Annotated in this window: 25 protein-coding genes and 1 pseudogene; 2 read left to right on the top strand and 24 right to left on the bottom strand. The window is 46.7% G+C overall.

The features are described from left to right. Positions 1-14: 14 nt before the first annotated feature. The 14 genes from H70357_RS16890 to H70357_RS16825 all read right to left on the bottom strand — a co-directional run bounded on the left by H70357_RS16890 (position 15) and on the right by H70357_RS16825 (position 12,317). Entirely contained in the window at positions 15-818 is an 804-nt protein-coding gene (locus H70357_RS16890) for an energy-coupling factor transporter transmembrane component T family protein (protein WP_038591797.1), read from the bottom strand. Continuing rightward, the gene (locus tag H70357_RS16885) at positions 819-1,667 is read right to left on the bottom strand and encodes an ATP-binding cassette domain-containing protein (protein WP_038591794.1); all 849 of its coding nucleotides are present in this window, start codon (positions 1,665-1,667) and stop codon (positions 819-821) included. It lies immediately after the preceding gene. Then, positions 1,652-2,452, bottom strand: coding sequence for an energy-coupling factor transporter ATPase (locus H70357_RS16880; RefSeq protein WP_038591791.1), 801 nt, complete (start codon positions 2,450-2,452; stop codon positions 1,652-1,654). Before H70357_RS16880 ends, H70357_RS16885 begins: the two co-directional genes overlap by 16 nt. Further along, the gene (locus H70357_RS16875) at positions 2,453-3,274 is read right to left on the bottom strand and encodes an SDR family NAD(P)-dependent oxidoreductase (RefSeq protein ID WP_052092074.1); all 822 of its coding nucleotides are present in this window, start codon (positions 3,272-3,274) and stop codon (positions 2,453-2,455) included. It abuts the gene before it with no gap. Beyond that, a complete protein-coding gene (locus H70357_RS16870) occupies positions 3,274-3,624 on the bottom strand; it encodes a MaoC family dehydratase (protein WP_052092073.1) in 351 nt (116 codons plus the stop codon). Before H70357_RS16870 ends, H70357_RS16875 begins: the two co-directional genes overlap by 1 nt. Continuing rightward, complete coding sequence (locus H70357_RS16865; RefSeq protein WP_038591788.1) at positions 3,617-3,991, bottom strand: hotdog family protein; 375 nt, start codon at positions 3,989-3,991, stop codon at positions 3,617-3,619. The genes H70357_RS16870 and H70357_RS16865 overlap by 8 nt, the downstream gene beginning before the upstream one ends. After that, positions 3,988-5,139, bottom strand: coding sequence for a thiolase family protein (locus H70357_RS16860; RefSeq protein WP_038591785.1), 1,152 nt, complete (start codon positions 5,137-5,139; stop codon positions 3,988-3,990). The genes H70357_RS16865 and H70357_RS16860 overlap by 4 nt, the downstream gene beginning before the upstream one ends. Further along, a complete protein-coding gene (locus H70357_RS16855; RefSeq protein WP_038591782.1) occupies positions 5,136-6,626 on the bottom strand; it encodes an AMP-binding protein in 1,491 nt (496 codons plus the stop codon). The genes H70357_RS16860 and H70357_RS16855 overlap by 4 nt, the downstream gene beginning before the upstream one ends. Before the next feature lie 5 nt (positions 6,627-6,631). Then, positions 6,632-7,174: a biotin transporter BioY gene (locus tag H70357_RS16850; RefSeq protein ID WP_038591779.1), complete on the bottom strand. Its 543-nt coding sequence runs from the start codon at positions 7,172-7,174 to the stop codon at positions 6,632-6,634. 237 nt (positions 7,175-7,411) lie between these two features. Then, positions 7,412-8,014, bottom strand: a complete 603-nt coding sequence (locus H70357_RS16845) for an ABC transporter ATP-binding protein (protein WP_038591777.1) — start codon at positions 8,012-8,014, stop codon at positions 7,412-7,414. Further along, positions 8,005-8,832, bottom strand: coding sequence for an ATP-binding cassette domain-containing protein (locus H70357_RS16840; RefSeq protein WP_038591774.1), 828 nt, complete (start codon positions 8,830-8,832; stop codon positions 8,005-8,007). Before H70357_RS16840 ends, H70357_RS16845 begins: the two co-directional genes overlap by 10 nt. 11 nt (positions 8,833-8,843) lie before the next feature. Next, positions 8,844-9,680 carry an ABC transporter permease gene (locus H70357_RS16835; protein WP_038591770.1) on the bottom strand — a complete coding sequence of 279 codons (837 nt, stop codon included), beginning with the start codon at positions 9,678-9,680 and terminating at the stop codon, positions 8,844-8,846. 1 nt (position 9,681) lies between these two features. Continuing rightward, the gene (locus H70357_RS16830; RefSeq protein ID WP_038591767.1) at positions 9,682-10,650 is read right to left on the bottom strand and encodes an ABC transporter permease; all 969 of its coding nucleotides are present in this window, start codon (positions 10,648-10,650) and stop codon (positions 9,682-9,684) included. A gap of 14 nt (positions 10,651-10,664) precedes the next feature. Beyond that, a complete protein-coding gene (locus tag H70357_RS16825; RefSeq protein ID WP_052092072.1) occupies positions 10,665-12,317 on the bottom strand; it encodes an ABC transporter substrate-binding protein in 1,653 nt (550 codons plus the stop codon). A gap of 506 nt (positions 12,318-12,823) precedes the next feature. Here H70357_RS16825 and H70357_RS16820 point away from each other — a divergent pair. Further along, on the top strand, positions 12,824-13,711 hold the full coding sequence (locus H70357_RS16820; protein WP_038591764.1) for an alkaline phosphatase family protein: 888 nt from the start codon (positions 12,824-12,826) through the stop codon (positions 13,709-13,711). A gap of 24 nt (positions 13,712-13,735) precedes the next feature. On the opposite strand, the gene H70357_RS16815 is transcribed toward H70357_RS16820, so the two are convergent. From H70357_RS16815 to H70357_RS16780, 8 genes are all read right to left on the bottom strand, one after another. Continuing rightward, a complete protein-coding gene (locus H70357_RS16815; RefSeq protein WP_038591761.1) occupies positions 13,736-14,554 on the bottom strand; it encodes an undecaprenyl-diphosphate phosphatase in 819 nt (272 codons plus the stop codon). Between the two features lie 123 nt (positions 14,555-14,677). Continuing rightward, complete coding sequence (locus H70357_RS16810) at positions 14,678-15,616, bottom strand: hypothetical protein (RefSeq protein WP_038591758.1); 939 nt, start codon at positions 15,614-15,616, stop codon at positions 14,678-14,680. Positions 15,617-15,735: 119 nt separating this feature from the next. Beyond that, positions 15,736-16,515: a COG4705 family protein gene (locus H70357_RS16805; protein ID WP_038591755.1), complete on the bottom strand. Its 780-nt coding sequence runs from the start codon at positions 16,513-16,515 to the stop codon at positions 15,736-15,738. Between the two features lie 63 nt (positions 16,516-16,578). Next, complete coding sequence (locus H70357_RS16800) at positions 16,579-17,328, bottom strand: ABC transporter permease (RefSeq protein WP_038591752.1); 750 nt, start codon at positions 17,326-17,328, stop codon at positions 16,579-16,581. After that, positions 17,303-18,058, bottom strand: coding sequence for an ABC transporter ATP-binding protein (locus H70357_RS16795; RefSeq protein WP_038591749.1), 756 nt, complete (start codon positions 18,056-18,058; stop codon positions 17,303-17,305). The genes H70357_RS16800 and H70357_RS16795 overlap by 26 nt, the downstream gene beginning before the upstream one ends. A 189-nt stretch (positions 18,059-18,247) precedes the next feature. Continuing rightward, positions 18,248-18,937, bottom strand: a complete 690-nt coding sequence (locus tag H70357_RS16790) for a response regulator transcription factor (protein WP_038591746.1) — start codon at positions 18,935-18,937, stop codon at positions 18,248-18,250. After that, complete coding sequence (locus tag H70357_RS16785; RefSeq protein ID WP_038591743.1) at positions 18,934-20,400, bottom strand: sensor histidine kinase; 1,467 nt, start codon at positions 20,398-20,400, stop codon at positions 18,934-18,936. Before H70357_RS16785 ends, H70357_RS16790 begins: the two co-directional genes overlap by 4 nt. A 106-nt stretch (positions 20,401-20,506) precedes the next feature. Beyond that, positions 20,507-21,121, bottom strand: a complete 615-nt coding sequence (locus tag H70357_RS16780) for a DedA family protein (RefSeq protein ID WP_038591740.1) — start codon at positions 21,119-21,121, stop codon at positions 20,507-20,509. Between the two features lie 279 nt (positions 21,122-21,400). Here H70357_RS16780 and H70357_RS16775 point away from each other — a divergent pair, with 279 nt between their 5' ends. After that, entirely contained in the window at positions 21,401-22,843 is a 1,443-nt protein-coding gene (locus H70357_RS16775) for a hypothetical protein (RefSeq protein ID WP_038591737.1), read from the top strand. Between the two features lie 36 nt (positions 22,844-22,879). Here the strand turns inward: H70357_RS16775 and H70357_RS35895 are convergent. Further along, positions 22,880-22,951 (bottom strand): annotated as a pseudogene (locus tag H70357_RS35895) (DNA-binding response regulator); the annotation flags it as partial. 160 nt (positions 22,952-23,111) lie between these two features. Next, positions 23,112-25,493 carry a polyprenyl synthetase family protein gene (locus H70357_RS16770; RefSeq protein WP_197073592.1) on the bottom strand — a complete coding sequence of 794 codons (2,382 nt, stop codon included), beginning with the start codon at positions 25,491-25,493 and terminating at the stop codon, positions 23,112-23,114. Between the last annotated feature and the right edge of the window lie 47 nt (positions 25,494-25,540).

Here is a 25,540-nt window from a genome sequence, read left to right as displayed (position 1 = left end):
CTCCTTCTATCCACTTAAAATCCCCAAATTTTCAACAGCAGCAGGATCACGGTCATTAGTATAACTGCTCCGCCTGCTTGATAATCGACACGCTGGAATGTCAATTGCTTATAGGAAGTTCTCCCTTTCCCATTCCCATAAGCACGCGCATCAATGGCATGAGTCAGTTGTTCGGCACGTTGAATCACCGTTAGAAGCAAAGGCACGAGAATCGGAATATAGGCAAATATACGTTTTGGCAGCTTTAAGGTGGTAATATCATAATCTCTGGCCTTCTGGGCCAGGAGAATCCGATCAAGCTCTTGCATAATCGTTGGGATAAACCGGATCGCAATCACAATCATTAGTGAAAACTGCTCCACCGGCACATTGAGTTTGGATAAAGGGGCCAGTAATTTCTCCAGCCCATGGGTTAAGGTCAGCGGTTTTGTAGTTAACGTTAAAATAGAAGCCAGCAAGATGATTAAGACAATACGCCAAACGAAACGTAACCCGTTCAGCAGTCCCTCTTCTGTCACCTCTATAACGGACCAGGACCAAATGATATTCCCCTTCGTGGATAAGGCATTATAGAGAAAAGTAAACATCAAAATAAACAAGACCGGCTTCATGCCTCTCCAAAAGACCTGTAACGGGATTTTGGATAACCACATAATGCCAACCAAAAAAAGGGTTGCGACAACGTAGCTGACGAACGTGTCCAGCATTAGGAAGCTCAGCATGATAATAATCATGCTCACAAGCTTTGTCCGCGGGTCCAGACGGTGAAATATGGAGTGCGTCTCCAAATATTGTCCCATTAACAGGGTATTAGACATTTAGAGTCTCCTTGCCTGCCAGATGGGCAGCACTTTTGCGAATATATCCTGCTCTCTGCAGCTCGCCACTTCAATTATCTCACCGGACATTTCCTCAACTACCTTTAACATTTGTACAGGTTCCGGAAGGGATAAACCCAGTTTCTCCAGCAATTCCGCTTGTTCCAGAAATAAAGTGCCGGTCTCATAATGCCCCATGAGTTGCCCCTCGTGAAATACCATGACTTCATCCGAGTATTCGGCAACATCGTTCATTTGATGGGATACGAATATAACGGTGCGATTACCTTGCTGCTGCCATTTACTCAGCAGCTGAAGCAATGCGGCATGGCTTACTGGATCGAGACCTGCTGTAGGTTCATCCAGAATAAGCAGCTTCGGATCCATCATCAATACGGAAGCGATAGCTACACGGCGCTTTTGCCCCCCGCTTAGCTGAAACGGAACCAATGGCAGGATATCTTCTGTCAGACCTACTTGCGAAAGAATGATTTCTATCGACTTCTTTATCTGCTGAGGCGTATCCCCACGCAGCTTAGGAGCAAAGGCAAGCTCCTTGTACACCGTCGATTCAAATAATTGATGCTCGGGATATTGAAATACGTAGCCTATATCAGGTAGGGCTTTTAGTTGTCCTTTACGGTCCTTGGGAATGGGATGATCATTAATCAAATACTCTCCGGCAATGTCCGGAATCAGCCCCTTCAGCACTTTGACAAATGTAGACTTGCCGGCGCCTGTATGGCCAATGACAGAGATCCACTTGCCTTCTTGAATCGTGCAGCTGACATTTTGCAGAGCTGCCCGATCGGCATAACTCACGCTTAGATTGTTTAGATGGTAGACCATTGTGAGCGGATCATCTCCTTCCAATCTACCGTTAGCGGCATGTCCGGATGCAGCATTCGATATACTCGAACCGCAAAAGGAAGTTCTAATTGGTAGTCTTCAACGGGCACCGTTTCAAAAAAAGAAACCGGATCTCCATCAAATACAAGACGCCCCTTATCCATGAGTAAAATACGCCCCGCAGCCAGCACTTCCTCCATATGATGGGTGATGTGGATAATGGTCATGCCTTGGCGGTGCAGCTCCTGCATGATCGAAAGCACTTGCTCCCTCCCCTGCGGATCAAGCATGGAAGTAGCTTCGTCAAAAATAATAATCCGGGGCTGCATAGCCAGGATGGCGGCAATAGCTACCCGTTGCTTTTGACCGCCTGAGAGCTGATGGGGCATCGACTCCAAATAATTCTCCATTTGCACAGCCTGTAGGGCTTGATCCAACCGGCAGCGTATTTCTTCCCTTGGCACACGAATGTTTTCCAATCCAAAGATCACTTCATCCATCACCGTTGTAGTAATGAATTGGTCCTCCGGATTCTGGAATACAAACCCTATCTGCTCATGGATCATCCTAAGGTCTGCGGGTCTGGAGGTGTTTAGATCCTGAAAGGTTACATCCCCTTGTTTTGGAAGCAGCAATCCATCCATTAGCTTGGCAATTGTAGACTTGCCGCAGCCATTCGCCCCGACAATTGCCACGAACTCCCCCGTCTCAATCGTAAAGCTTAAATCCTCTATGACGGGCTGCCCTTTTTTATAATAAAAATGAACGTGATCGAATGTCAGCATTTAATGACTACCCTTCTGTTGCCGCCATGTTTTGAAAAATGCCTCTATGCCGGTTTCGGTAAAAGCAGGCTCCGGCTTTTGCCACTTCGTTACCTTCGAACCATTCACACCAAATATTTCACCTGTTAACTCAATATCCGGCTGTTCCAGCAATGCGGCTGCGAACCGGGCAATATCATCTGCTTCCCCCACCTGCCAGAACTCCGGGAACGGCTCTTTGCGGCTGGCGTACTTTTCCTTCATATGCTGGATGACAGGCCGGGTCATATCCGTTAAGGCAGCAGGCGCAATGGCATTTACCCTAATACCGTTGCGCTTTAGTTCGGCTGCGAGCGTCCACATCATTCCAAGCATTCCAGCTTTGGCCGCACTGTAATTCACCTGCTTAATCGAACCTGTTAATCCGGCAGTGGAGGTCATCAGAAGAATGTCTCCGCCATGATGTTGCATATGAGGCAGTGCCCGGCGAATGCTATAAAAAGCTCCATTCAGATGCACATCCAGCACCGAATTCCATTCTTCATCCGTCATATGCAGACATTGCTGGTCATGCAAATTACCGGCGTTATGTATCAATACATCTATACGGCCATACTTAGCGATGACAGCATCCACCATCGCAGTGACCTCAAGCGGATCTGCGACATTGGCACAAATCCCCAGCGCCTCGCCGCCTGTCCGGTGAATCTCCTGCACAACCTCGTCGATTAGCGCCTGCTTTGTCCCGTTGACAATCACTTGATAACCGGATTGGCCAAGCTTTAAGGCGATGCTGCGCCCAATCCCTCTGGTGGCTCCTGTAATTACGGCTACTTTATCCATCACTTCATCTCTTTCACTGAAAAGGTACCTGAAGCAATCACATCACCAGATTCTAATGTGACTTTCACTTCGATATGACCGTCGCTAGGCTCAAAGTGAAACACCACATCTGTATCTACTACAAGCGGTTTATGAAATTTCATGCTATACGTTGTAATCCACTGTGCTGGATGATCGGTTAGATATAACGATTGTGCCAGCCCCATGATATACATACCATGCGCTATAGGCCGCTTATAGCCAGCCTTAACAGCAGCTTCGGCATTCAGATGAATGGCAGCCGTATCTTTAGAGACAGCACCATATTGCCGGACAGCCTCGGCAGTTATACGTTTCTTAATCTTAATCACCTGCCCGGATTAATATGGTATCTGCCGTCCCTATGAGATTACCGCCACAGGTATAAATAAGCGTGTGGTAATAAAAGGTCATCCGTTCCTGTCTAACTTCTTTCTTATCCATCCTCGTTAAGGATAATTCACAATCCAGGATCATCCCTGCGGTAATTGGTTCCTGGTAGGTAAAATGCTGCGTGCCGTGAATTAAGGGGGCATCCGTCTTCAACCAGGGAATATCGAAAAATTGCCAGAAAATAATCGGCATTGTGGCAGGTGCGATCAGATCACCTTTTATCATTTTCAAGGGAGCTCCGATACTTTGTGCATAGTCAGAAATCCACTCCGCAGTGATATGAACCTGATGCCGGACTGTATTCATTGGACCGCCTCCACCAGCGTGGCCAGACCTATCCCGCCACCAATGCCTAGTGTGGCCAGCCCTCGTTTATAAGGTTTATATAACATCTCCGTGCATAACCGTGTGATCAAGATGCTGCCGGAAGCACCGTAAGGATGGCCAATGGCCAGTGCTCCGCCTCCACGATTCACCTTTTCCTGCGGAATCTGAAGCTCCTGTAGTGAGGCTAATACTTGTGAGGCAAAAGCTTCGTTAAACTCCACGATATCCAAATCGGCAACACTCAGGTGCTGGCGGTTAAGCACCTTTTGAACAGCTGGAACAGGCCCCATACCTAAATAATTGGGATCAACACCTGCCGCTTGGGCATCGACGACACGCAAAATAGGCTTTAGTTGAAGCTCCCGGCATTTCTCACGGGACATCATCAGAACCAGAGCCGCTCCATCATTCAGAGGACATGCATTGCCAGCCGTTACCGTACCCTGTTCCAGAAAGATTGGCGGCAGCTGCTGCAGCTTTTCCAGGCTAGTATTGGCTCTGGGGCATTCATCTAGGGTAACCCATCCGCCATTCGCTTGTACAGGAACGATCTCTTGCAGAAATCGGCCGGTTTGCTGCGAATGAATGGCTTTTTGATGGCTTTTCAAAGCATAACGGTCCTGTTCTTCCCGGGAAATCGCATATTTACGGGCGACATTCTCGGCTGCAATGCCCATATCCGGGTCGCCGTAGGCGCTTGGAGTGAAACGGGCCCGTGTATATAGCTGCGGTGCACCCGTTAGCGATTGCGGTTTGGCCATTTTCCATGGGGCACGGCTCGTACTCTCAACTCCACCAGCCAAATAAATCTCACCAGCACCACTTTGAATCAGCCTTGCCGCAAGATTGACTGCCTCCAGACCAGAACCACACTGCCGGTCAACCGTGACACCCGGGACCGTCACTGGCAGTCCTGCTTCCAGAGCAGAAAGCCGTGCGATGTTGCCGCCTGGACCTACTACATTGCCAATGATGACATCATCAATTAATTCCTTCGGCACATTCGTTTCTGCGACAATATGCTGAATAAGCGGTGCTAATAATGCTTCCGGCTCAAGAGCACTTAATACTCCGCCGATCCTGCCAATGGGTGTCCGTTTAGCGATCACAATTACAGCCTCTATCATATCATCCATCTTTTCGCGTAGTCTTTCATTGCCTGCCGGGCAATTTTTCCGCTACTTGTATAAATGAACTGCTCTACCGTGATGAGCTGTTTTGGGGCCTTGTAGTTCGCAATTTGCCGGCAGCAGTAATCCTTGATTTGTTCTACAGATAAACGCGTTTGTCCGCTCCACTTCACAAGTGCTGTCACCTGTTCACCCCAATAGGCATCCTGTACTCCCAGTACCATCACTTCTTGAATTTCCGGCATCTGCTGCAGCACAGACTCTACTTCTTCCGGGAAAACATTAAGGCCACCGGAAACCATCATGTTTTTTGAGCGGCCAGCCAAATACAAATATCCATCCTGATCCATATACATAAAGTCTCCGATGATCAGCCATCCGTCACGAAAAACCGCTGAAGTCTCTTCCGGCAAATGATAATACCCGGTAAACATCATATCACTCCGAATATAAAGCTGCCCGATGCCCCCTGGGGTTACCTCCTGAAGATGCTCATCACGAATTGATATCTGTACACCAGAAAAGGGTTTGCCTACTGAATCCGGCTTGTTGTCGGCATGAACATCCAGGTAACTGATATAACTAGCTTCAGATGAGCCATAAAATTCATATAGCTTCGCTGCGCCGAATATCTCCCTGCACCTATTCTTAGACCTCTCTGACCATTTCCCGCCTGAGCTGATTAATGCCTGGATTTGTGTCTGACCAAATTTATCCTTCTGCTGGAGCAGTGCTTCAATCATCGTCGGCACGACGAACAAAATAACATCGGGATTCTGTTTACACAACTGTAGAACCTTGCCGGCATCGAACTCTTTTACGATATGAAAGGTTGCACCGCTGTATAGGCTCTGCATTACCGCGAATAAAGACAAGGAATGAACAAAGGGGCCTGGAGCTAACATATGCTCTATGCGGTTTAGCAGGAAAGCCTCTTTGGTCGCCTCGAAGCTCTGAATCCACGACAAGTGGGTGCGCATATACCCCTTAGGTGTTCCTGTTGTGCCTGAAGTAAAGCCGATAAACAATAATTCATTCGATTCATCCATTTCAGCTTCCGGCTTGAGAGTGAGCAACCAGCTGTCATAAGAACCTGAACCCATGTCCTGATCAGAAAAAGTTAGAAGTTGAATTGCCGTGTCCTGTAAGTCTAGAATCTTTGCCAAATGGGTCTCTGCAAAAATCATTTTCGGCTGACATTGCTGTAGAACAGCGTTCACTTGATTTATACTCCATTTGGGATCCAAAGGGATGGGAACACACCCGGCATAAATAGCTCCTAAAAACACCTCTACAAATTCAATGCGGTTCGCAGATAAAATGGCAATCTTATCATGGTGAAGGCCATTTTGCCGTATACCCTGTGCAATTGTAGTCATACGCTGTACCAATGACCCATAAGTACGGCTCTCTTCGCCATCGGTTAAAGCGATATGGTCGGGCTGCTGCTCTGCATAACGCAGTAAGGGTTCAATCAGATTCATCTTTATCACTTCTCTTCGATTGGACTGACGGCTTTTAATTGTAGCGCTATAATAGCAGCTATGACCGCTTTAATACAATCCCCCGGCAAAAATGCGGTTGCTCCCACAAGTCCGGCCCAAATAGAGGTATGTGTAATCAAAGCCATAACCGGCGCACCGATCAAACTAACAAGCATCACACCAAAAACTAAGTTAATGACGATAACTTTCCATGTTTTTACATTGGACCAGACTTTTTCTGTCGCATATCCGATACAAAATGCAGCTACGGGCCAGCTTAAAATGTAACCGGCTGACGGCCCGACTAATGCAGAGAAACCTCCACGTCCTCCGGATAATAAAGGTAAACCCAGAGCGACTAACACGATAAATAAAATCAGGCTAAGACTTCCTGTCTTCTTACCTAAAAAACTTCCCGCCAGCATGACACCAAGTGTTTGTGCGGTAATGGGCACCGGGATAAACCCTAGCGGAATCGGTGGAATCATACCTAATACCCCTATTAGTGCAGCAAATAATGCGGCAAATACCATCTCTTTTGTCTTCAACTTGCGACCTCCGTTAGTGTGATGTAAATATTAATTCCTATGAGATTTGTCATCTATATTCAAGCTAAATCATAGTTTGATATGTTAGGATTGTAAACCTTATTCATATAATTTTTGGCTGGTATTTGAATCGAATAATACAATAACAACGGATCATCCGCATTATTCTCATTATAAAACTATGCAGGCTAAAAAAGAACATCCGTAGGGCTAATGACCTTACAGATGTTCCTTTTTTTAACTGCTGCCCACCTTATAGATCGTATCGCATATCCGGTTCAGAAGGCTGGTCTCGTGGCTGACCACAATAACTCCAATTTCCCTGCTTTTACAAATGCGGAGAAAAGTGTTCCAGATTTGTGCCTGTGTAATAGCGTCCAGCATTGTGGTCATCTCGTCGGCAATAATATATTTGGTGGCAGGATTCAGGGAACGGACGATGCAGAAGCGCTGCTTCTCTCCCCCTGAGAGTTCAATCGGCCAACGGTCCATCCATTCCTTGCGGATTTCGAAAGCATCCAGAATGTCCTGAGAAGGAGTATAGGACTCCGTTACAACATCCCGCATACGCCACTTGGGGTTAATCGCTTTTTCCGGATGCTGGTAGATTAACTGGACAGGCCGAAATCCCGGCCCCTTCATGTCTATCTGATCTGACGTTACCTTCCCTTCACGCGGGGGGATATACCCGGCCAATATTCGGGACAGTGTAGTTTTTCCGCATCCGCTGTAACCTGATAACCCAAGAACCTCGCCCGGGGCTACTGACAGGTTGATCTCTTTAAAAATCCAGCGGTCTTTTTGATAATAATGACCTAAGCTTTCTCCGATCAGAGACATGACTCCGCCTCCTCTCGCTTAAATTCCAAATCAAAATCATTCTGCGGCAAGGCCCGCCATAACCTTCGGGTGTAATCGGTTTTTAATCGTTCCCCTTTGCCTTCAAAAGCCGAAACGGCGGAGATTTCCACTGTTGTTCCATCCTTGATCACGGCCACCCGGTCAGCAATTTCCAGCGCCGACATGATATCGTGAGTAATCAGCATTACTCCGGCCCCCTCTTTAGCGAATTGCTTAAGTTGCCGCAAGATTTCGGAGAGTGCCTGCGGATGAATTCCGGGGGTCGGCTCATCGGCAATAACCAGCTTCACCCCTTCTCTGACACTTGTCGCGAACAACACCCTGCGCAGCATCCCGCCCGATAATTCAAACGGAAACAGACGTCCATCACTTTTTTTCAGGTCATACCTTGCGAATAGCTCTTCTTGCTTAGCCTGTGCGGTTGCCTGATCCAGCCCGATCTGTACCTGCTTCCCGACTCGCATAAGAGGATCAAGATAATTGACGGACTGTGGAATGAATGAGATCTCCCGGCCCCGGAGCTGTTCCTTTCTCTTTTGCGTCAACTCTTCTCCCTGGTATAAGATGCTTCCGCTGCTGATCGCATTGCCTGGCAAGATACCCAGCACAGCATGTGCCAACAGGCTTTTCCCTGAACCGCTCGCTCCTACCACGGCAACAATTTCACCTTCATCAATGTCCACATGCATATCCGTTATCGGTTGGATCATCCGTCTTTGCGTACCTTTCACATATTGTGAAAAGCCAATGGACAGGTTCTCAACCTGCAACAGCCGTTTATTCTGTACATTAGTCATTATCCATCCCTCTATTCATTGGAACTGGCAGGCTCCATCAGAATACGAAGCTGTTCGCCGATACTGTCAAAGCTCTTAACCACTACGACCAGAAGCAGTCCCGGAAACACCACCAGCCACCATTTGCCGGTTGAAATATGGTTCATCGCTTCAGATAATATGATCCCAATAGCCGGAGTTTGAGGAGAAAGCCCGAAACCCAGGAATGTTAATGCGGCTTCATGCAAAATCACATGCGGAAACATCAGCAGAAAACCAATCATAATTTGGGGGAAAATAGAAGGCAGTATATGTTTTGTTGCGATATACCAAGCTGATTTTCCATAGCTTTTAGAGATTTGAATGTATTCCGCACCTTTAATTTGCAGCACTTCGGAACGGACTACCCTTGCCAGCCCTGTCCAATGCGTAAGGGATACACCGAGTACGATGCCTTGTATTCCACCACCTGCAATGAAGCAGATCAAAACCATAAACACGAGATGAGGCATACCGATAAACAAATCAATTAACCAGGAAATGACGGCATCTACTGTCTTGCCAAAGGTCGCCGCACAAATCCCCATTACAGTAGCGATGATGACACTGAGGATGGAGGCGAACGCTCCTACCGCCAGTGAGAGGCGCAGTCCTTTGAGGGTACGTGTGAACATATCTCTGCCGAGCCAGTCTGTACCGAATATATATTGAAGATTTGGGGCAAGATTCTTGCTTGCCGCACTCAATCGGAGATTGTCATTGCTCAGCCAAAAGCTGAGAATCAATATGGCCAGCAGAAAGCCGGAAGACAACGCAAGCAGCAGAATCATTTTCTTGCGTACATTCATTCCTTCAGGTATGGTCAGCATCTCAGGCCTCCCCCTTCATGCGCGGATCTACAACCTTATTCAAAATGTCGGCGATCAGATTCCCTGCAAAAACAAACAAGGAGCTAATCAGAATAATGCCCACCATTAACGGGAGGTCCCCCTTTAAACCTGCAGTGGTCAAGGTGCTGCCCAGCCCGGGATAAGCAAATACCTGCTCGGCCAGCATAGAGCCCCCAAAAAGTTCGCCAAAGTAGGCAAATTGCAGGGAAATCGCGGGAATGATCGAATTTCGAACACCATGATTTTTAAATATCTGCCACTTGCTTTCCCCTCTTGCTCTGGCAAAAATGACATACTCTGTGTTTAGAATATCAATCATTTTCTCGCGGGTGTGCATCGCAACATTGGCGACTCCCAGAATGCTCAATGTCAGAGCAGGCAGCACAAAGTGATGAATCCGGTCGATGAACCGCACATCACTTTCCATCACCCCGGCCGGCATGGCCAAACCCACAGGAAACCATTTAAGCCAGACAGCAAATACGATTAATAGAATGAGGCCCATCCAGAAGATTGGAGTGGATACCAGCGTATAGCTGTACCATTTAATGAGCTTGTCCATCCATTTGCCCCGGTTCATTGCGGCAGTCATTCCTAGTACATATCCGATGACTCCCGATAAAATCCATGCTGTCCCCATTAAAGCAAGTGATGTTAAAAACCGGCTTTGGATAATGTCGATGACCGGGCTGCGATACAGCTTTGAAATCCCAAAGTTGCCTTGCAGCAATGCTTTTGCCCAAGCAAGGTATTGTTCCACCGGGCTTTTGTCTACACCCCAATATTGTTTGATTTTTTCAATTTGCTCTGGCGACGCTGAGCTGTCCCCACCGATATAGGCATTGACCGGGTCCATTGGAGACAGATGAATAAGTGAAAAGGTCAGAATGGATAATCCGATCAGCAGGGTTACAACGCGAATCAGGCGAATAACGATGCTTTTGGCCACAATATTTCCCCTTCCTACTTACCCCATGTCCATTCGGTTACATTGCCGAATAATGCCCACTCATGACCGTGCGAGTGAATCGGCTGTTTACCAAGATCCAGCTTCTCATTGGCCAAATACAAGTGGTCAACGCGCACCAGCCAAACGATCGGAGCATCTCCGATGCCACTGAAGCCCGTTTCTCCATCCCATTGGGCAAGCTTCCAGTATTTATTGGCCTCTTCGAGTGAGGAAGACGTGAGCGCCTGATGCAGGTACTCATCCACCTTGGGATTGTGGTAATTAGACATATTGCCAATGCCCTTGTCGATTTGGTCTGAGGCATTCATCGTATACAGCTGGTAAGGGTGATGCCTACCTCCTCCCCATGCCACTGCTGCTGTCTTGCCTTTAAGATAAATCTCATCCCATGTAACCCCGATGAGGTTGATCTTGATGCCGAAAGCACTCGCTTGATCTGCAGCAGCTAGGGACAGGTCACTGCGAAGCTGGTCACTGGAGCTGAAATACATGTCAAACTCAGCCTTGCGGCCGTCTTTTTCCACAATGCCGTCCTTGTTCGTATCTACCCAGCCGCTATCGGCGAGGATTTTGGTTGCCGCTTCAATGTTCCCGTCCTCGATCACGGTTTTTTCGTTAAACCATGGCAAACCATCGGCGAGGGAATATGCTTTTTTACCATGTCCATCAAGTGCCACATCCAGTAGCTTCTGGCGGTCCAGACCAACATTAAGTGCCTGACGGATAGCGAGATCTGAGGTCACATCATTACCTGTTTCCACTTCCTTGCCATTGGTCAAGCCTTTACCGCCGCTAGGGACTGCAGGCAGCATGATCCCGCGGGAATCAATACTCTCATAGCTGCGTAGGGTCATTCCCTCTACCTTTTGCTCTGCGAAAGTCGGCGGAACGTAGACAATGTCGGCTTCTCCAGCTTTTGCGGCGGCAAGGGCGGCATCTTCTTCGAGAAGCAGGAAGGTCAATTTTTTGAACTGCGGCTCTTTGCCGTACCAGTACGTATTGTATTCCATGATAACTTGCTGTCCTTCATTGTATTGAACCACCTTATAAGGGCCGGAACCGACCGGGTTCTCGGAATAATGTTCATCATAGTGGGCCTTAGGCACAATTCCGATCTCTGTAAGCTGGCTTACAAAGGTAGAGCGCGGTTCATTAAGCGTAATAGCGATCGTGTTGTTCTCTAATACATCAATCGACTTAACGAAAGATAAATCGAATTTAATGCCGTCTTCCTTGAGCATTTCGTATGTATACTTGACATCTTCCGGAGTAACCTGCTCCCCGTTGGAGAATTTGGCTTCCTCGCGAAGCGGGAAGGTCCATGTTAGTGCATCCTCACTGATCGTATAGGATTTTGCAAGATCCCCAATAAAGTTGAGATCAGAGTCGATAGCCAGCAGTGAGCTATGGGTCAGACGGATTTGGGTCATTCCCCAGCCTTTTTTAGGATCAAACTGTCCGCCATCCATGATACCAACGGCCAGTACTAAATCGTCTTTCACTTTGCTGGTGTTTTGTGCGCCGGGTGAAGGGTCAGATTGCTTGGAACCCGTTGAACAGCCGGCCAGCAATAAGAGCACTGACAACACCAAGGCTGCATAAGAAAAAGCTCGCTTGTTTGTGAGTTTCTTTTGATTTTCTTTCATTTGATACCTCCATAGAATGATAATTCGCAATGATAAGATTTCTGGCAGAACCCCTATGCCGAAAGTTTTATATACTCCTTTCCAAGCGGTTAGAATTGGATTGCAGTTTTAATAGTAATTATTACTATTAACATTGAGTTTAATTGTAATTATTACTATTAAGTATGTCAATCTTTACTTTTTTTTCATAATGAACGGATAAACAAATGACCTTTCTTGAGAATGAAAAAACCGGCACCCCTTATGGGTGCCGGTAATGCCTTGTTTCTATTTGCCCTTATGCAAACCGCCTAGCTAAACCGCTGACCGGACAGTTCCTACGGCAATGTACTTCGAATAAAGCGCTCAATGTTATCTCTCCCGTTCTCTGAACACTAGTCTGGATATATCTTGAACCGTCCAGACAGATTGAATTGTACAACGGCTCTCATTCTTTAGAGAATTTTAATAAATAGAGTGTAGAATAAGAAATGCTCTAGATTTTACATACGAAAGAGGTAAGGATAATGTTCAAATCCAAACTAATGATAGCTTCTATAGCTTTAATAACAATAGGGGTCAATTCTCCGGCCCACCCCGTTTCAGACAGTGCGGCTATGCTGGCTTCCACTTCTCTGACGGCGAATAAGTCCAATGCTGTTAAGCCAACTATTGAGCATATCGTCATTGTAGTCGAAGAAAACCATTCCTCACACAAGATTCTAAACAATCCATCTGCACCGTATATGAACAGCCTGGCCAAACAAGGTTTGAGCCTTACCAACCATTATGCCATAGAACACCCAAGCCAGCCGAACTATTTAGATCTCTTCTCCGGCTCTAATCAAGGGGTTACGGATGACCTTTCCCACGCTCCAATTCACCGCGCTAATCTGGCTTCCGAGCTCATTCGTCATGGACTTACATTTGGAGGCTACTCCGAAGGCTTGCCTAAAGTTGGCTATACGGGTCCTTATGATCTGAAGACGAAATATGCACGAAAACATAACCCCTGGGTGAATTTCTCCAATTTGCCTGCCAGCCTCAACATGCCGTTATCCAATTTTCCCAAGGATTTCAATCAGTTGCCGACCGTTTCTTTTGTCATTCCGAGCCTGAATAATGATATGCATGACGGCAGCGTCAAAACAGCGGACCAGTGGCTTAAGAATCATCTGTCCTCCTATGCTGCCTGGGCCATTAAACATAACAGTCTGCTCATTGTAACCTGGGATGAGGATGATATGAGCGAACATAATAAAATACCGACATTCATCGTCGGCGCTAATGTTAAGAAAGGTGCACTAGCGGTAAAAACAAATCATTATTCATTGTTGCGGACCCTTGAAGATATCTACGGGCTGAGCACCCTCGGTAAAAGCCGGGATGCCAAGCCTATCGACATTTGGAGATAGAACCTTTGTAAACCCAGTGAGATATCAGCGAACCAGCAGATAAATCAAAAATACGGCAGCCAGTACAAACCGGTAATAAGCAAAGGGTGCAAGCTTCAACCGCTGCAGCAGCTTCAGGAATGTAATTACGGCCAGCAGTGCAACGACAAAGGCTACAAGAAAGCCGGTGATGAAAAATCCGGCATCGGCCGCTGTTAAGGTTTGATAGCTCTTAAGAAGTTCATAACCACTCGCTGCCACCATCATCGGAATAGCAATAAGGAAGGAGAAATCAGTTGCGGCTTTGTAGCCTGCCCCCCCAAGCAAGCCCCCTGCGATTGTTGCTCCGGAACGGGAAAAGCCCGGCCACAAGGCCAAACACTGGAACAAACCTATCTTAATGGCTTGCTTGTAGGTTAGCTGGTCAATATTCTCCGCTAGTACCGCAATTTGTCTCTTCTGGCCGTACAGCATAAACAATCCTCCAAACACAAGTCCAGCAAGCACGGTATAGGGAGAGAACAGATAGGTTTTGATGAAGGAATGAAGAACGAGTCCAAGCACCATCGCGGGCAGACAAGCCAGGATGATATGGATAAGATTCAATTTCCACCCTCCATTTGTGTTCATGCTCCCGGATTCAGCTTTTACCAGACCTAGCAGACCAAGAATCCTCCGCCAGTAAATGACTGCAACGGCTAGAATGGCTCCCAGTTGAATAATGATTTCAAAGGTGTCAGCTTTATCTCCGGTGAATCCCAGAAGGGAACCGCTAAGTATTAAATGGCCTGTGGAGGATACCGGCAGAAATTCAGTTACTCCTTCGACAATGCCTTGAATCACAGCAATTATATAATCGTACATGTATAGTTCGCTCCTCTCTGCTGCAATTATTAATATAGGTGGCTATAAGAAGAGCGGATAAGAACGTCATGTCCTTAATCCGCCCGTATTCCAATCCAATGGGATAGTCATTCTCCGCCGGGGTTATTCGTGATGCCCGTCTTCATGATCATCCTTTACTTGCACTACATGCTTACCGGTCAAGTCAATGGTATCCGGAGTTGTTCCATTCATGCCGGACAGTTGGACATCCAGGTTGGCAGTCAGGGTATGGGATACTCCCTTCGCGTCCAGTCCGGTAAATGTGATCTCAAATTGCTGGCGCTGAATTTCATTGGATGGATTAATCACTGCATTCAGGCTGATGCTTTGAATTTGCACACCATCTGTCAGAGCAATCTCCTTAATGTTAAACAGACTTTGTTGAAACAGTTCTTCGGGATCACTTTGAATATCAACCGAATCATTGTCTGGACGGTCCCCTCGTTCTGAAGGATCCGACAGTTGTTTAAAGGCGATAGGTGCCAGGGCCTGCAAGGCAGCCGGAATTTGCGCGCTTTCCAGTTGAAGTGAAATATTCTTGGACCCGTCACTGCCGGTAGTAGAAGTAATTTCATTCTTTAAGTTCCCGATTAGCGCATCAATAACCGTCTCTCCCTGATTGCTGAACCAAACATCGTCATTTGTTTTCTTACCCGCTGTCTGATCATCCTTATCGGCTTGGTCTTGCTTCACATAGTAAGTATCGGAAGCATCACTTTTCCAGACTTGGCCATCCGGCTGACTGTAAAGGCTGATGTTCTGCGAACCAGCGCTGCCGTCGATTTTGACGGTTCCGCTCACCACTTCATTCTGCAGGCTGGCCTTCAAATTGCTCTGCACCTGGCTAAGCAGGCTGCCATTGTCCTTAAGGCGAGCTTCCGCCTGGACAGTAACACTCTCCAGATTCTGCGCCGTATTCTTCAGCGCAGCCTTGTAATCATCATAACCAGAGGTTCCCGCAAACACCGTAAATCCGGTAGCCAGCATTATAGCACCGCTAATTCCTAGCGTGCTTCCAGTTAACAACCACTTCTTCTTCATTCTTCTATCTTCCTCTCAATGCTAAATTCACTTGCTGCTTCAGCCTAAGCCATATTCCTAAATTCACCGTGAATAGACTATTAAATAAATCTTAAGTATTGGATCAGGGACAAGCGAACTTAAGCCGCAATCTGATCCTTCTTGGACTTGGTTAAATACAGGATCAATCCGAAAATAATCACAATAAAAATTAAGCTGGTACCGGTCGTACCTAATTCAAGTCCACCTTCACTGCGGGGTTGCGATAAATAATCTCCGAGCGAGGCTCCCAAAGGACGGGTTAATATATAAGCGATCCAGAATGCAGCCACAGCATTCAGCTTCAAACGGAAGTGCGCGAAGGTAACAGCACCAATGATTATTGCGAAGATTACCGCTGAGACCCCATATCCCAAGTTCATACTCTCTGCGACAAGATCACCAGCAGCCGTACCCAAGGCGAAGGTAAAAAGAATCGCCAGCCAGTAGAAGGCTTCCCGCTTAGCAGTGGTAATGGAATGGATCGACAAGGTTTTCTCACTGGCGTACCAAGCTACAAAAGTTATCAATAAAGCTATAGAGAAACAAAGCGTAGCTGATTCCAGCGGAACTCCAAGATTGTCTACAAGATTATCGGTGATCAGTGTACCAACCACACTTATCAGCACAACGGTGATCCAATACAATGACGGTACGTATTTTTTGGCGTCCATCTGGAAGTATAGGGAGATTAGGAGCAAACCACTGATCGCAAGCGTTGTGATGGTCAGGCCCCAATTCAGATTGAAATTAAGAAAGTCTGCTGCGGTCTCACCTACAGTGGTGGCCATAATTTTAATAATCCAGAAGAAAATCGTAACTTGTGGAACCTTATTCCATAGCTGGCGTTCTTCCTGCCCGGGCGGATGAATTGTATTCATAGGTGGATTCCCCTCTCATTTATGCATTAATTGACAAGTTCATAACCTGAGGCAATTTAACCGCTAGACCTCCTTACGTTCAAAGAAGATATAGCCTAACATTAGAAACATAACCAAACTGGACAAGAGGAATAAAGAAGATGTAACGAGCCTGCCGCTGGCGATGCTGTGGCTTAACCATAACGAATACCAATCTGTATAGGCAGTAATGGAGAAAGAAGAAAATCCGTTTATAAGGTAAGGAACTGCCTTAGCTCCGGTATAGAATAGTATGGAAAATATCAGAAACCCGGAGGCGCTGCGGAAAAATTGAGCGATGAATACGAATAGGGCGGCCATAGACCACATGGACAGGAAGGCTGCGGCGTAGGCTTTCCCTACACCGAAGAGATTAATGCTTCCCGCCCCTGGTGTCCCGAAGAATAGATTGCACAGCGTGCTCACGATACCCAGAAGCATGAGCAACACGCCGATGGCCACTCCGAGAGCCAGAAATTTTGCCGTGTAAGCCCCCAATCTTGTGATCGGCCTCAGCAGCGCCAGCTTCAGGGTGCGCGATGATATTTCCTGCGGAAAACAATCGGCAATCTCTAGAAACATAAACAAGGGAATCAAGAATACAGTATAGATTTCCAGCATTTGAACCGGATAAGAAGGGCTGATGGCAGCAAGTCCTAGAATGGGTTGAAGCGTATGGAGTAATATAATCAGCAGAACAGGAAGCAACGCGGAAACCAAAAAGAAGAAAATTGTTTTTTTGCGGTAGATCATGAGCTGTATTTCATTTTTAAGCCCTGCTGTTAAGCCGTCCAAGCTCCATCATCTCCTTCCCTTTTTGTAATTCGGCAATATAATACTCCTCCAGGGATATATTGTCCGTCAGCAGCTCCTGCACATTACCTTCGCGAACCAAAACGCCTTGATGCAAAATACCCACTCTATTGCATAGCTGCTCCAGTTCATGAATCATGTGGCTGGAAATCAGGAAGGTAATTCCTTCTTCAACGGATAATTGCTTAACGAGCGCACGAAAATGAACAACGCCTTCAATATCCAGCCCGTTTGTCGGTTCATCCCAGATCACGAGCTCCGGATAATGCAGAATAGAAGAAGCCATTGCGAGCTTTTGCTTCATGCCGGTAGAGAAGTTTCTTATTTTCTCTTTGGCAAAAGCGGCAAGACCCACCGCTTCAAGAACTTCATCAATCCGCCGGGACCTGAGTTCCGGATAGAAGTTGGTGTTTAGCTTTAAGTATTGTGCTGCTGTGATATAATCATAAAAATCGGCGGATTCGATCATACAGCCCACACTCCGCATACCTGCTGATAAGGATTCCTCCAGATCTTGCCCAAACAATGAAATGTTTCCGACGCTCGGAGAAATCAAGCCGGTCAGCATTTTCAAAAGTGTGGTTTTGCCGGCACCGTTGGGTCCAAGCAAACCGTAGATATCTCCCTGCTGCAGCGCCATATCCATGCCGCTAATGCCTCTACCGTTACGGAATTTTTTGCTGACTCCTGTTAGCTTGGCTATATATTCCATGACCTCTCCCCCTTGGTGTGGATACTTCAGTTTTATTCCCGGAAGCTTCCCGTGCTATTAGATTAACGGGTAAATCTAAAGTGCCTGTGAACAGACCCTTAAATAATTCTTAACTCCCGTTAAGCAACAAAAAAAGCCAAAGCAGCATCCCATGGATTTGCATTGGCTTGTATGTGTACATAGAGGCACTCAGGAACGGAAACGATAGCCGGAACCCCAAAGCGTCTCAATGTAGAGCGGATTGGCCGAATTCTCTTCGATTTTTTCGCGCAGCTTGCGGATATGCACAGTCACTGTCTGTGTATCTCCCAGGGAGTCTACGCCCCACAAGCGCTCAAAGAGCTGATCTTTGCTGAATACATGATTGGGATGGAGCGCCAGAAAATATAGCAAATCAAATTCCTTGGTCGTCAGCGTAATCTCCTCATCCCTGACATAAGCGCTGCGGGCATCCGGATTCAGACGAAGCCCTCTGATCTCCAATTCGCTTGTAGAGGAGCCGCGCCCTTTCAAACGGTCATACCGGGATAAATGGGCCTTTACTCTGGCAACCAGTTCTCCGGGTTTAAAGGGTTTGGTCATATAATCATCTGCACCGAGGCCTAATCCGCGAACAATGTCAATATCCTCGCGTCTGGCGGTAACCATAAGAATCGGAATGTCCAGTTCATCGCGGATTTTTTTGCACACCTCAAAGCCATTCAGCTTGGGCAGCATAACATCCAGTATAATTAATTCGAATTTGCCGCTAAGACCAAGCTCAAGACCTTGTTCTCCATTAACAGCGATTTCGGTTTCAAAACCGTTCATCTCCAGGTAATCCCGCTGAAGCTCGGCAATCGAAGACTCATCTTCTACAATCAGTATCGTTCGTTTCATTCTCCAGCACCTCCTTGTTCAATCGGTAAAACAATGTGTATCACGGTCCCCTCGCCTAGCTCACTATCCGCATAAATGGTCCCTCCATGCTCCACAATAATCTGTTTGGCAATGGCAAGACCCAGGCCGCTTCCGCCCGTTTTTGTATTCCTGGACTGCTCTGCCCGGTAAAACCGTTCAAAGATGTGCCCAGCCGCCTCCGCCGGAATCCCCGATCCGTTATCGCCAATGGCCAGAGTAAACTGCTGCGCTTCTATCGAGGTTTGGATGGTGATTCTCTTTTCCGGCTTATCCATGTACTTCAGACTGTTTTGAATGATATTGCCAAACACACGTTTGAAGGAATCACGGTCTACAGCTACCCTTGCCTCTTCCCCGCCGTTTATCGCTATGCGCAGATCTACCTCCTGCTTCTCCAGCTCCACCTTGAGCTCCTCCGCCCAATCATTTAGAAAAGGCACAATACGTACCGACTCAAACGCAAAAGGCAGCTTCTGCATATCCAGCTTCGAGTACAAAAATAATTCATCAATCAGATGATCCATTTCACCGGCTTTGGCAGCAATGGTTCGCATATATTTCTCGTTTTTTTCGGGTGAATCTGCCACGCCCTCCAATATTCCATCCACATAGCCTTTTATAGCAGTAATTGGCGTTTTTAAATCATGTGATATGTTCGTGATCAGCTCTTTACGGTTCGTTTCATATTGCTGCTGAATCTGTATAGACTGCTGAAGTCGGGACCTCATTTCCTCAAAGGCCAACCCAAGCTGCCCCAATTCATCCTTGCCGTCAATCTGGACCTGAAAATCCAAATCCCCCTCCGACACCATTCGGGCTGCTTTGCGCAGTTCGAGCAAGGGGCGGATAATCCTTCTCGACATATAGGTTGTCAGCAGGGTATGTGTCAGCAGAAGTACGACTATCGTCGACAGAAACAGAATAGGGAAGAATGTCCGCACAAAATGAACCAAAGGATCAATTTTACTCACCAGGAAAATGCTTACCGGCTCTGCATGGCTGGACAATAAATCGAACTGGGCAACCTTATACCAGTCATTGTCATATTTCGTTCTGAAAGGCTCGCTATGGGATCCCGCTTGTTTGAACGGCGGCAATTCATCGGTTAACCCCTGTTTAAGCTGGAGATCCTCTGAGGCATAGTGTGACTTATTCCCTGAGCGGATATAGATTGACGTGTTTTTTTTGAGCATATCAGCAGATAATTCGTCCAGAAAGGCTGTATCTGTAAGTAAATCTGTATTTTGCATGAAGGTATGTTTAATCAGGTTACGAGTATCGCTCTCTTCCATTCCTTCAAATTTGCTCTCATATGCGCTTTTCAGACTTTGCACATCTCCGTGATAGACAACCGTCAGCAGCAGAGCAGTAAGAACAAGCAGAAGCAGCGGTACCACCAGCATAGCCGCATAGGACAGCAGAAATTTCAAACGTATGGACATATCCGGTCAATCACCCGCCTCTTATTAGTTCCATGATTTCCTTATCATACGATAATTCAAGAAGAATCCAAAAGCACAAGGTGGATTTATTAAGACGTAAAACTGTTTAAACTGCCCGTTCTTTCTTTCTACGAAGTAACCACCATGCCAACAGAAGCACTACGGCTCCGGCAACCGCATAACTGACTGGGCGCAAATACTGTTCCACGACGCTCCAGTTCCCGCCTAAACGGTATCCCAAATAGACAAGAGCCACATTCCAAGGGATACAACCCAGCAAGGTAAATCCTATAAATCTCCAAGTTTTCATTCCGGCAATTCCTGCCGGCAAAGAGATAAAGGTCCGTATAAAGGGTAGCATCCGCGTAAAAAATACGGTGCCCTCTCCAAATTTATTGAACCAGCGTTCCGCCTGCTCAAGATGATGCGCATTCAGCAGGATATACTTGCCGTATTTATCGAGCAAGCGTCTTCCTCCGGCACGGCCGACATAAAAGGCAATGATCGAGCCGATGAGATTCCCAATACAACCTGCCACGACCACTTCCAAAAATGAAAGTGATCCCTGGGCAACCAGAAAGCCGCCGCTGAGCATAATTACCTCACTGGGGATAGGGATGCAGGCGCTCTCCAGGATCATTCCGATCCATATCCCCCAGATCCCCAGTGAATGTACAAGATGAAGCGCCGTTTCAGTTATCCATGTCAATAGTTGATGCATACACTTCACTCCGTTTCATTAGTTCATATCGTGCGCTGCAGGATGAAACTATAGAGATTAGAGCAGCAGTAAGGGGGAATTATACAAAGTAAGCACAGCCTTACATCCTCCTGTTATCCATTTATGGTTCGTCTAGTCTGAGTGTAATGGCTAAGTATAAACTGGCCGTGAAGCAATTCTTAACGAACTATTAATTTAGCAGGATTATTGGATGTCTTTACCTTCCTTTAAGAATAGGAGGTTATAATAGAACTCAAAACCCAGGGGGAGGCAGTCAACATGAAGCTTAAAATAGTCAAATCGATATACGGAATAGTGATTATCGGGATTGTTCTGTTAATGTTTCCCAAGTTTTCCTACAATGATCCCGATACCTTCTGGCATATTGAGGTTGGCCGTTATATGATCAATCACGGAGAAGTCCTGCATCATGCCATTCATACGTTTTACGGTGACAAGCTGCCATATGTCCCGCATGAAGTTGGATTTCAAATCCTCGTTGCACCGCTCTATCAGGCATTCGGCTGGCCGGGAGTGTACGTTTTGACTGCGGCTTGTTTGTTCTTTTTAGTGCTTGGACTGTTACGTCTAGGTAAAATATCGCGCAAAGAGCTGGGACTTCAGGAGGAGCATGTTCTTCTGCTCCCTTTTGTACTGCTGATTTCATGCTGGGTTTATTACAACTACTTCAAAGGCCGTCCGCAGATGATTTCGTCGTTCATGATTGTCTGGTTCTTCGTTTATCTGAGGGAGTATCAACTGTCAGCTAAAACTAAATATGCCGTTGCTATGATCGCCCTTTCTTTGGCCATCGCCAATTTCCATGCAGGTGTGTGGCTAGTCATTGCCGTATTTACCGGTATGGCACTGCTAGAATCCTTACTGAATCGAACGCTGAATTTACATAAAACCATTGTCTTTGTCCTGGTCTGGCTGATTGGCATTGCAAATCCTGGAGGACTGAAGAGTCTTCTGTATATCCTGACGGTGACGCAAAAAAACTTCAATCTGCTTATCAATGAATGGAAGCCGATTCATTACAACAGTCTGGAGAATCTGCCCCTTATGATATTGCTGCTGTTTTTTGCCTGTACCCTTCCTTTTGCACTACAGGGAAAACCTTTTCGTTATTTTTTCATGCTCGGTATATTGTATCTGGGTGTGTCCAACTTTAAGCAGAACTTGTTTATGTGGCTTTTCATCCCTTATTTTGGAGCTGTATTTTTTGAAGCTATTCCCCTGGCGTTCTTACGCAAACCAGGTATTCTAATCCGGCAAAGCACACTAAGGCTGTTGCTTGCAGCAGGGTTACTTCTAAATATTGCGTATATATTCATGGTTCCGCCTGTCATTAATGCGTACAATTATCCGGTGGATGAAATGAACTACATTCTGCAGCGTACCCCTGAAGGAACCCGGCCCAAAGTCCTTGACCGTTATGGTTCATCCGGTTATGTGATGTTCCGCGGCGGTGATGTGCTGTGTGACGGCAGGCAGGATCCATTTATTACGAAAGCCTCCCTTGGCGCGCTGGGATGGACTGCTTTTGAACGCTCCATGTACGGATTTTCGGAATATCTTCCCGACATTATTGAGTATGACCATCCGGATTATGTAATTGTCGCCAATGGCATTTCCCAGAAGCTGTTCGATGAATGGGTACGGAAATTCGGACAACCCGTGTATAAGGGGACGTATGGCAGCGTATTTTCATTTCTGTAATCGCACTGCCCTTATTTTCGGAGTACATATCCTAGTCGACCTCATTCTTGCCAGCAATTCCTCGAGTGCAAATGGCTTTGGAAGATAGTCATCCGCTCCGCTGTCCAAACAGTTTATTCCTACATCTTTGCCCCTTACTGTATTGTCAGTTTACGCGCTGTTTATTAAAAATTTATTAACTATCTCTCTTGGTGACAGCAGCAAGAAGAAACGGCAAACCTCCAAGTGCAGAGGCTTGCCGTTTACTGTATGATTTCATGTGTGCAGTTCAGCGGTTCCTGTTAACCATATAATTCAATAAATGCTTCAGAAAAGCAATATTCCGGGGCAGCTCGCTCAATGCTTCCGAGGCCAGACAGTAATGTTCCCACAGCTCTTTCCGGGCGTTCTCCAGCCCAAGAATGGATACGAAAGTCGAAGTGTTATTTCCGGCATCCTGGCCAACGGGTTTGCCGAGCAATAGCCGGTCACCCTCCTGGTCGAGTAAATCATCTTTAATCTGGAAGGCGATCCCCGCATGATAAGCGAATTTCTTCAGCGCAGTAATTTCCGCCTCCTTCACCTGAGCCAGCATAGCTGGCATGACCAGCGCCGCCTCGAAGGCAATCCCGGTCTTGTAAAAGCAAATCTCATTCAGTTGCTCCAGAGTTAAATCTTCGCCTTTGGAATGCAGATCCATCGCCTGCCCCATGCACATATCCCCAGTCTTTTGTGCTGAATACTGCATCAGGGCAAGCACGGTTTTCGGATCGAAATGACGGAGAGATGCTTGTTCCTCTGTAGCCTTCTGGATCAGGAACAGGCCGGTTAATTCGGCAGTCGCAGCATCATGCACCTGATGCAGGGTTTCACGCCCTCTGCGGGTTGACGCATTATCCTGGGATGGCAGATCATCGAAGATCAAGGAAGCGGTATGCATATATTCCAAGGATCTGAGCAGCGGCACAATATCCGCTGGCTCCAGTCCATATTCTCTTACGCCCATAACCCACGTTAAGACTGGACGTATTCGTTTCCCATCTCCTTCGAGACTGTAATTAGCAGCATCTATAAGCAGTTCCTTCATCGGTGGCATTCCCTCAGGCTTAGGGATTAGGAGCTGGCTATTGATCATTCCGCGTACCGTTTTGATCGTATCGTGAAACTCTTCCTTTTCCTTCCGGTTGTTACGAAGTGTATTAAGCAGCTGGTCCCGAAGCAATTTGTCGAAGAAATCGACATCCTCTGCTTTGTGAACCATCCGGTCTACCAGGCGTTTGAATTCCGGGCTGCCAGACGCAAATATCTCCATGATTTCGTTGTATTTATCCCTGCCTAAACGTTCTCTAGAACGTTTCAAACCGTTAATGACCCGGTCCAGAATCACCTCGCAAGTTTTAGGATCAGAATGAAACACATTATGGAGCAGATGGGAAATGACAGTCCAGTACATTTCAAAGGGATTGATCAAATCGTTGCGCTGCTGGCGGTATTTTAAATAATAGGTATACGGGGTAACCGCGCCTTCCAGCATATCGTCGGACATATCGGCAAAATCATCCGCCAGCTGATTGTATAAGCCATAATAGAAAGTTCGATGATCAAAACCGTCATCTAGCGGCGCACTGATTACAGAGCGGACAATCAAGCGGGAGGAAGATGATTTTAGGATCACAGGAATATAGAGCTCCTCATTGGTATAACCATCATGGGACAGATTCTTTGCCCGGTCTATTTCCTGAGAGTGAAAAAACACATAGGAACGCTCAAAAAACGATTTCTGCGTCTCCATCCGCTGATGGTTCTTAATGTACTCAAAGGCTTCCCGCAGCTCCGAATGCACGTACTCCATCAGCGGAATCTTTTCACCGTCCCACTCACCCAGCTCCGGGACTATTCCGCTCAGAAGCGCTTGACGGATCAACCGGGAATACTGTTCTTTCTCAGGAACGGTTAAGACAGCAGAATCTAAAAGATCGTCTATGAAAGGATAGGTAAGTCCATAAGAATACCCCAGCCGTATGGCTTCATCAAGTCTTAAGGCACGTTCTGCAGGGGCAAGGTTACCTTCCATCTCTTCCATCACATACATGACAACCCCGATAATAATCTTAATCAGCTTACGCTGGGCTTGCTCGGGATTCATTTCCTCCGGCAGATTGGCGGAGACGGTTTTGAGTTTAGTAATCACCCAGATCGTGGCTGTTTCAACCCCTTCTTTCTGGGCCCAGCGGTACAGCTTTGCCAAATTCAGCATGTCCTGCTGTGTTTCCCCGCCTGCTGAGGCTGAGGGTATCAATTGATCTTTGATATCGGCAACCATCCGCTGAATCCTGGTTTGAGTGTCCGGAGAATCCAGCGCTTTGCCCAGATCCCTCATGTAGATATAGGAAATGCTCCGGTCGAGATAATCATTTAATTTCCCTGTATAATTCAGCCATTGAATATACCGGTGGTAATCCGCAGATCCGGGGTTCCTTTGGTTTCGCGAAAAAAAGGACAGCCATGAATGATGATGAATATGGCTCTTCTTCCACAAATGGAAGTCTGCAGTTAAGGCAGGCACATAACTCCTATTCCTGACCTGTGTAAAAAGTGATGCAAAATATTGAGCAGCTTTCTGCTCAGCCAGCTTATACGCTGTATCGGCATGCAGTGTAAATTCATTCATAAGATGGATTACCTCAACTTCTTTTAGTTTGGACCTTTAACATTCAA

The sequence above is a fragment of the Paenibacillus sp. FSL H7-0357 genome (assembly GCF_000758525.1).
Lineage (GTDB): Bacteria > Bacillota > Bacilli > Paenibacillales > Paenibacillaceae > Paenibacillus_AQ.
The sequence above is the reverse complement of the archived record's forward strand: the minus strand, read 5'-3'. Positions and strand labels throughout refer to the sequence as shown.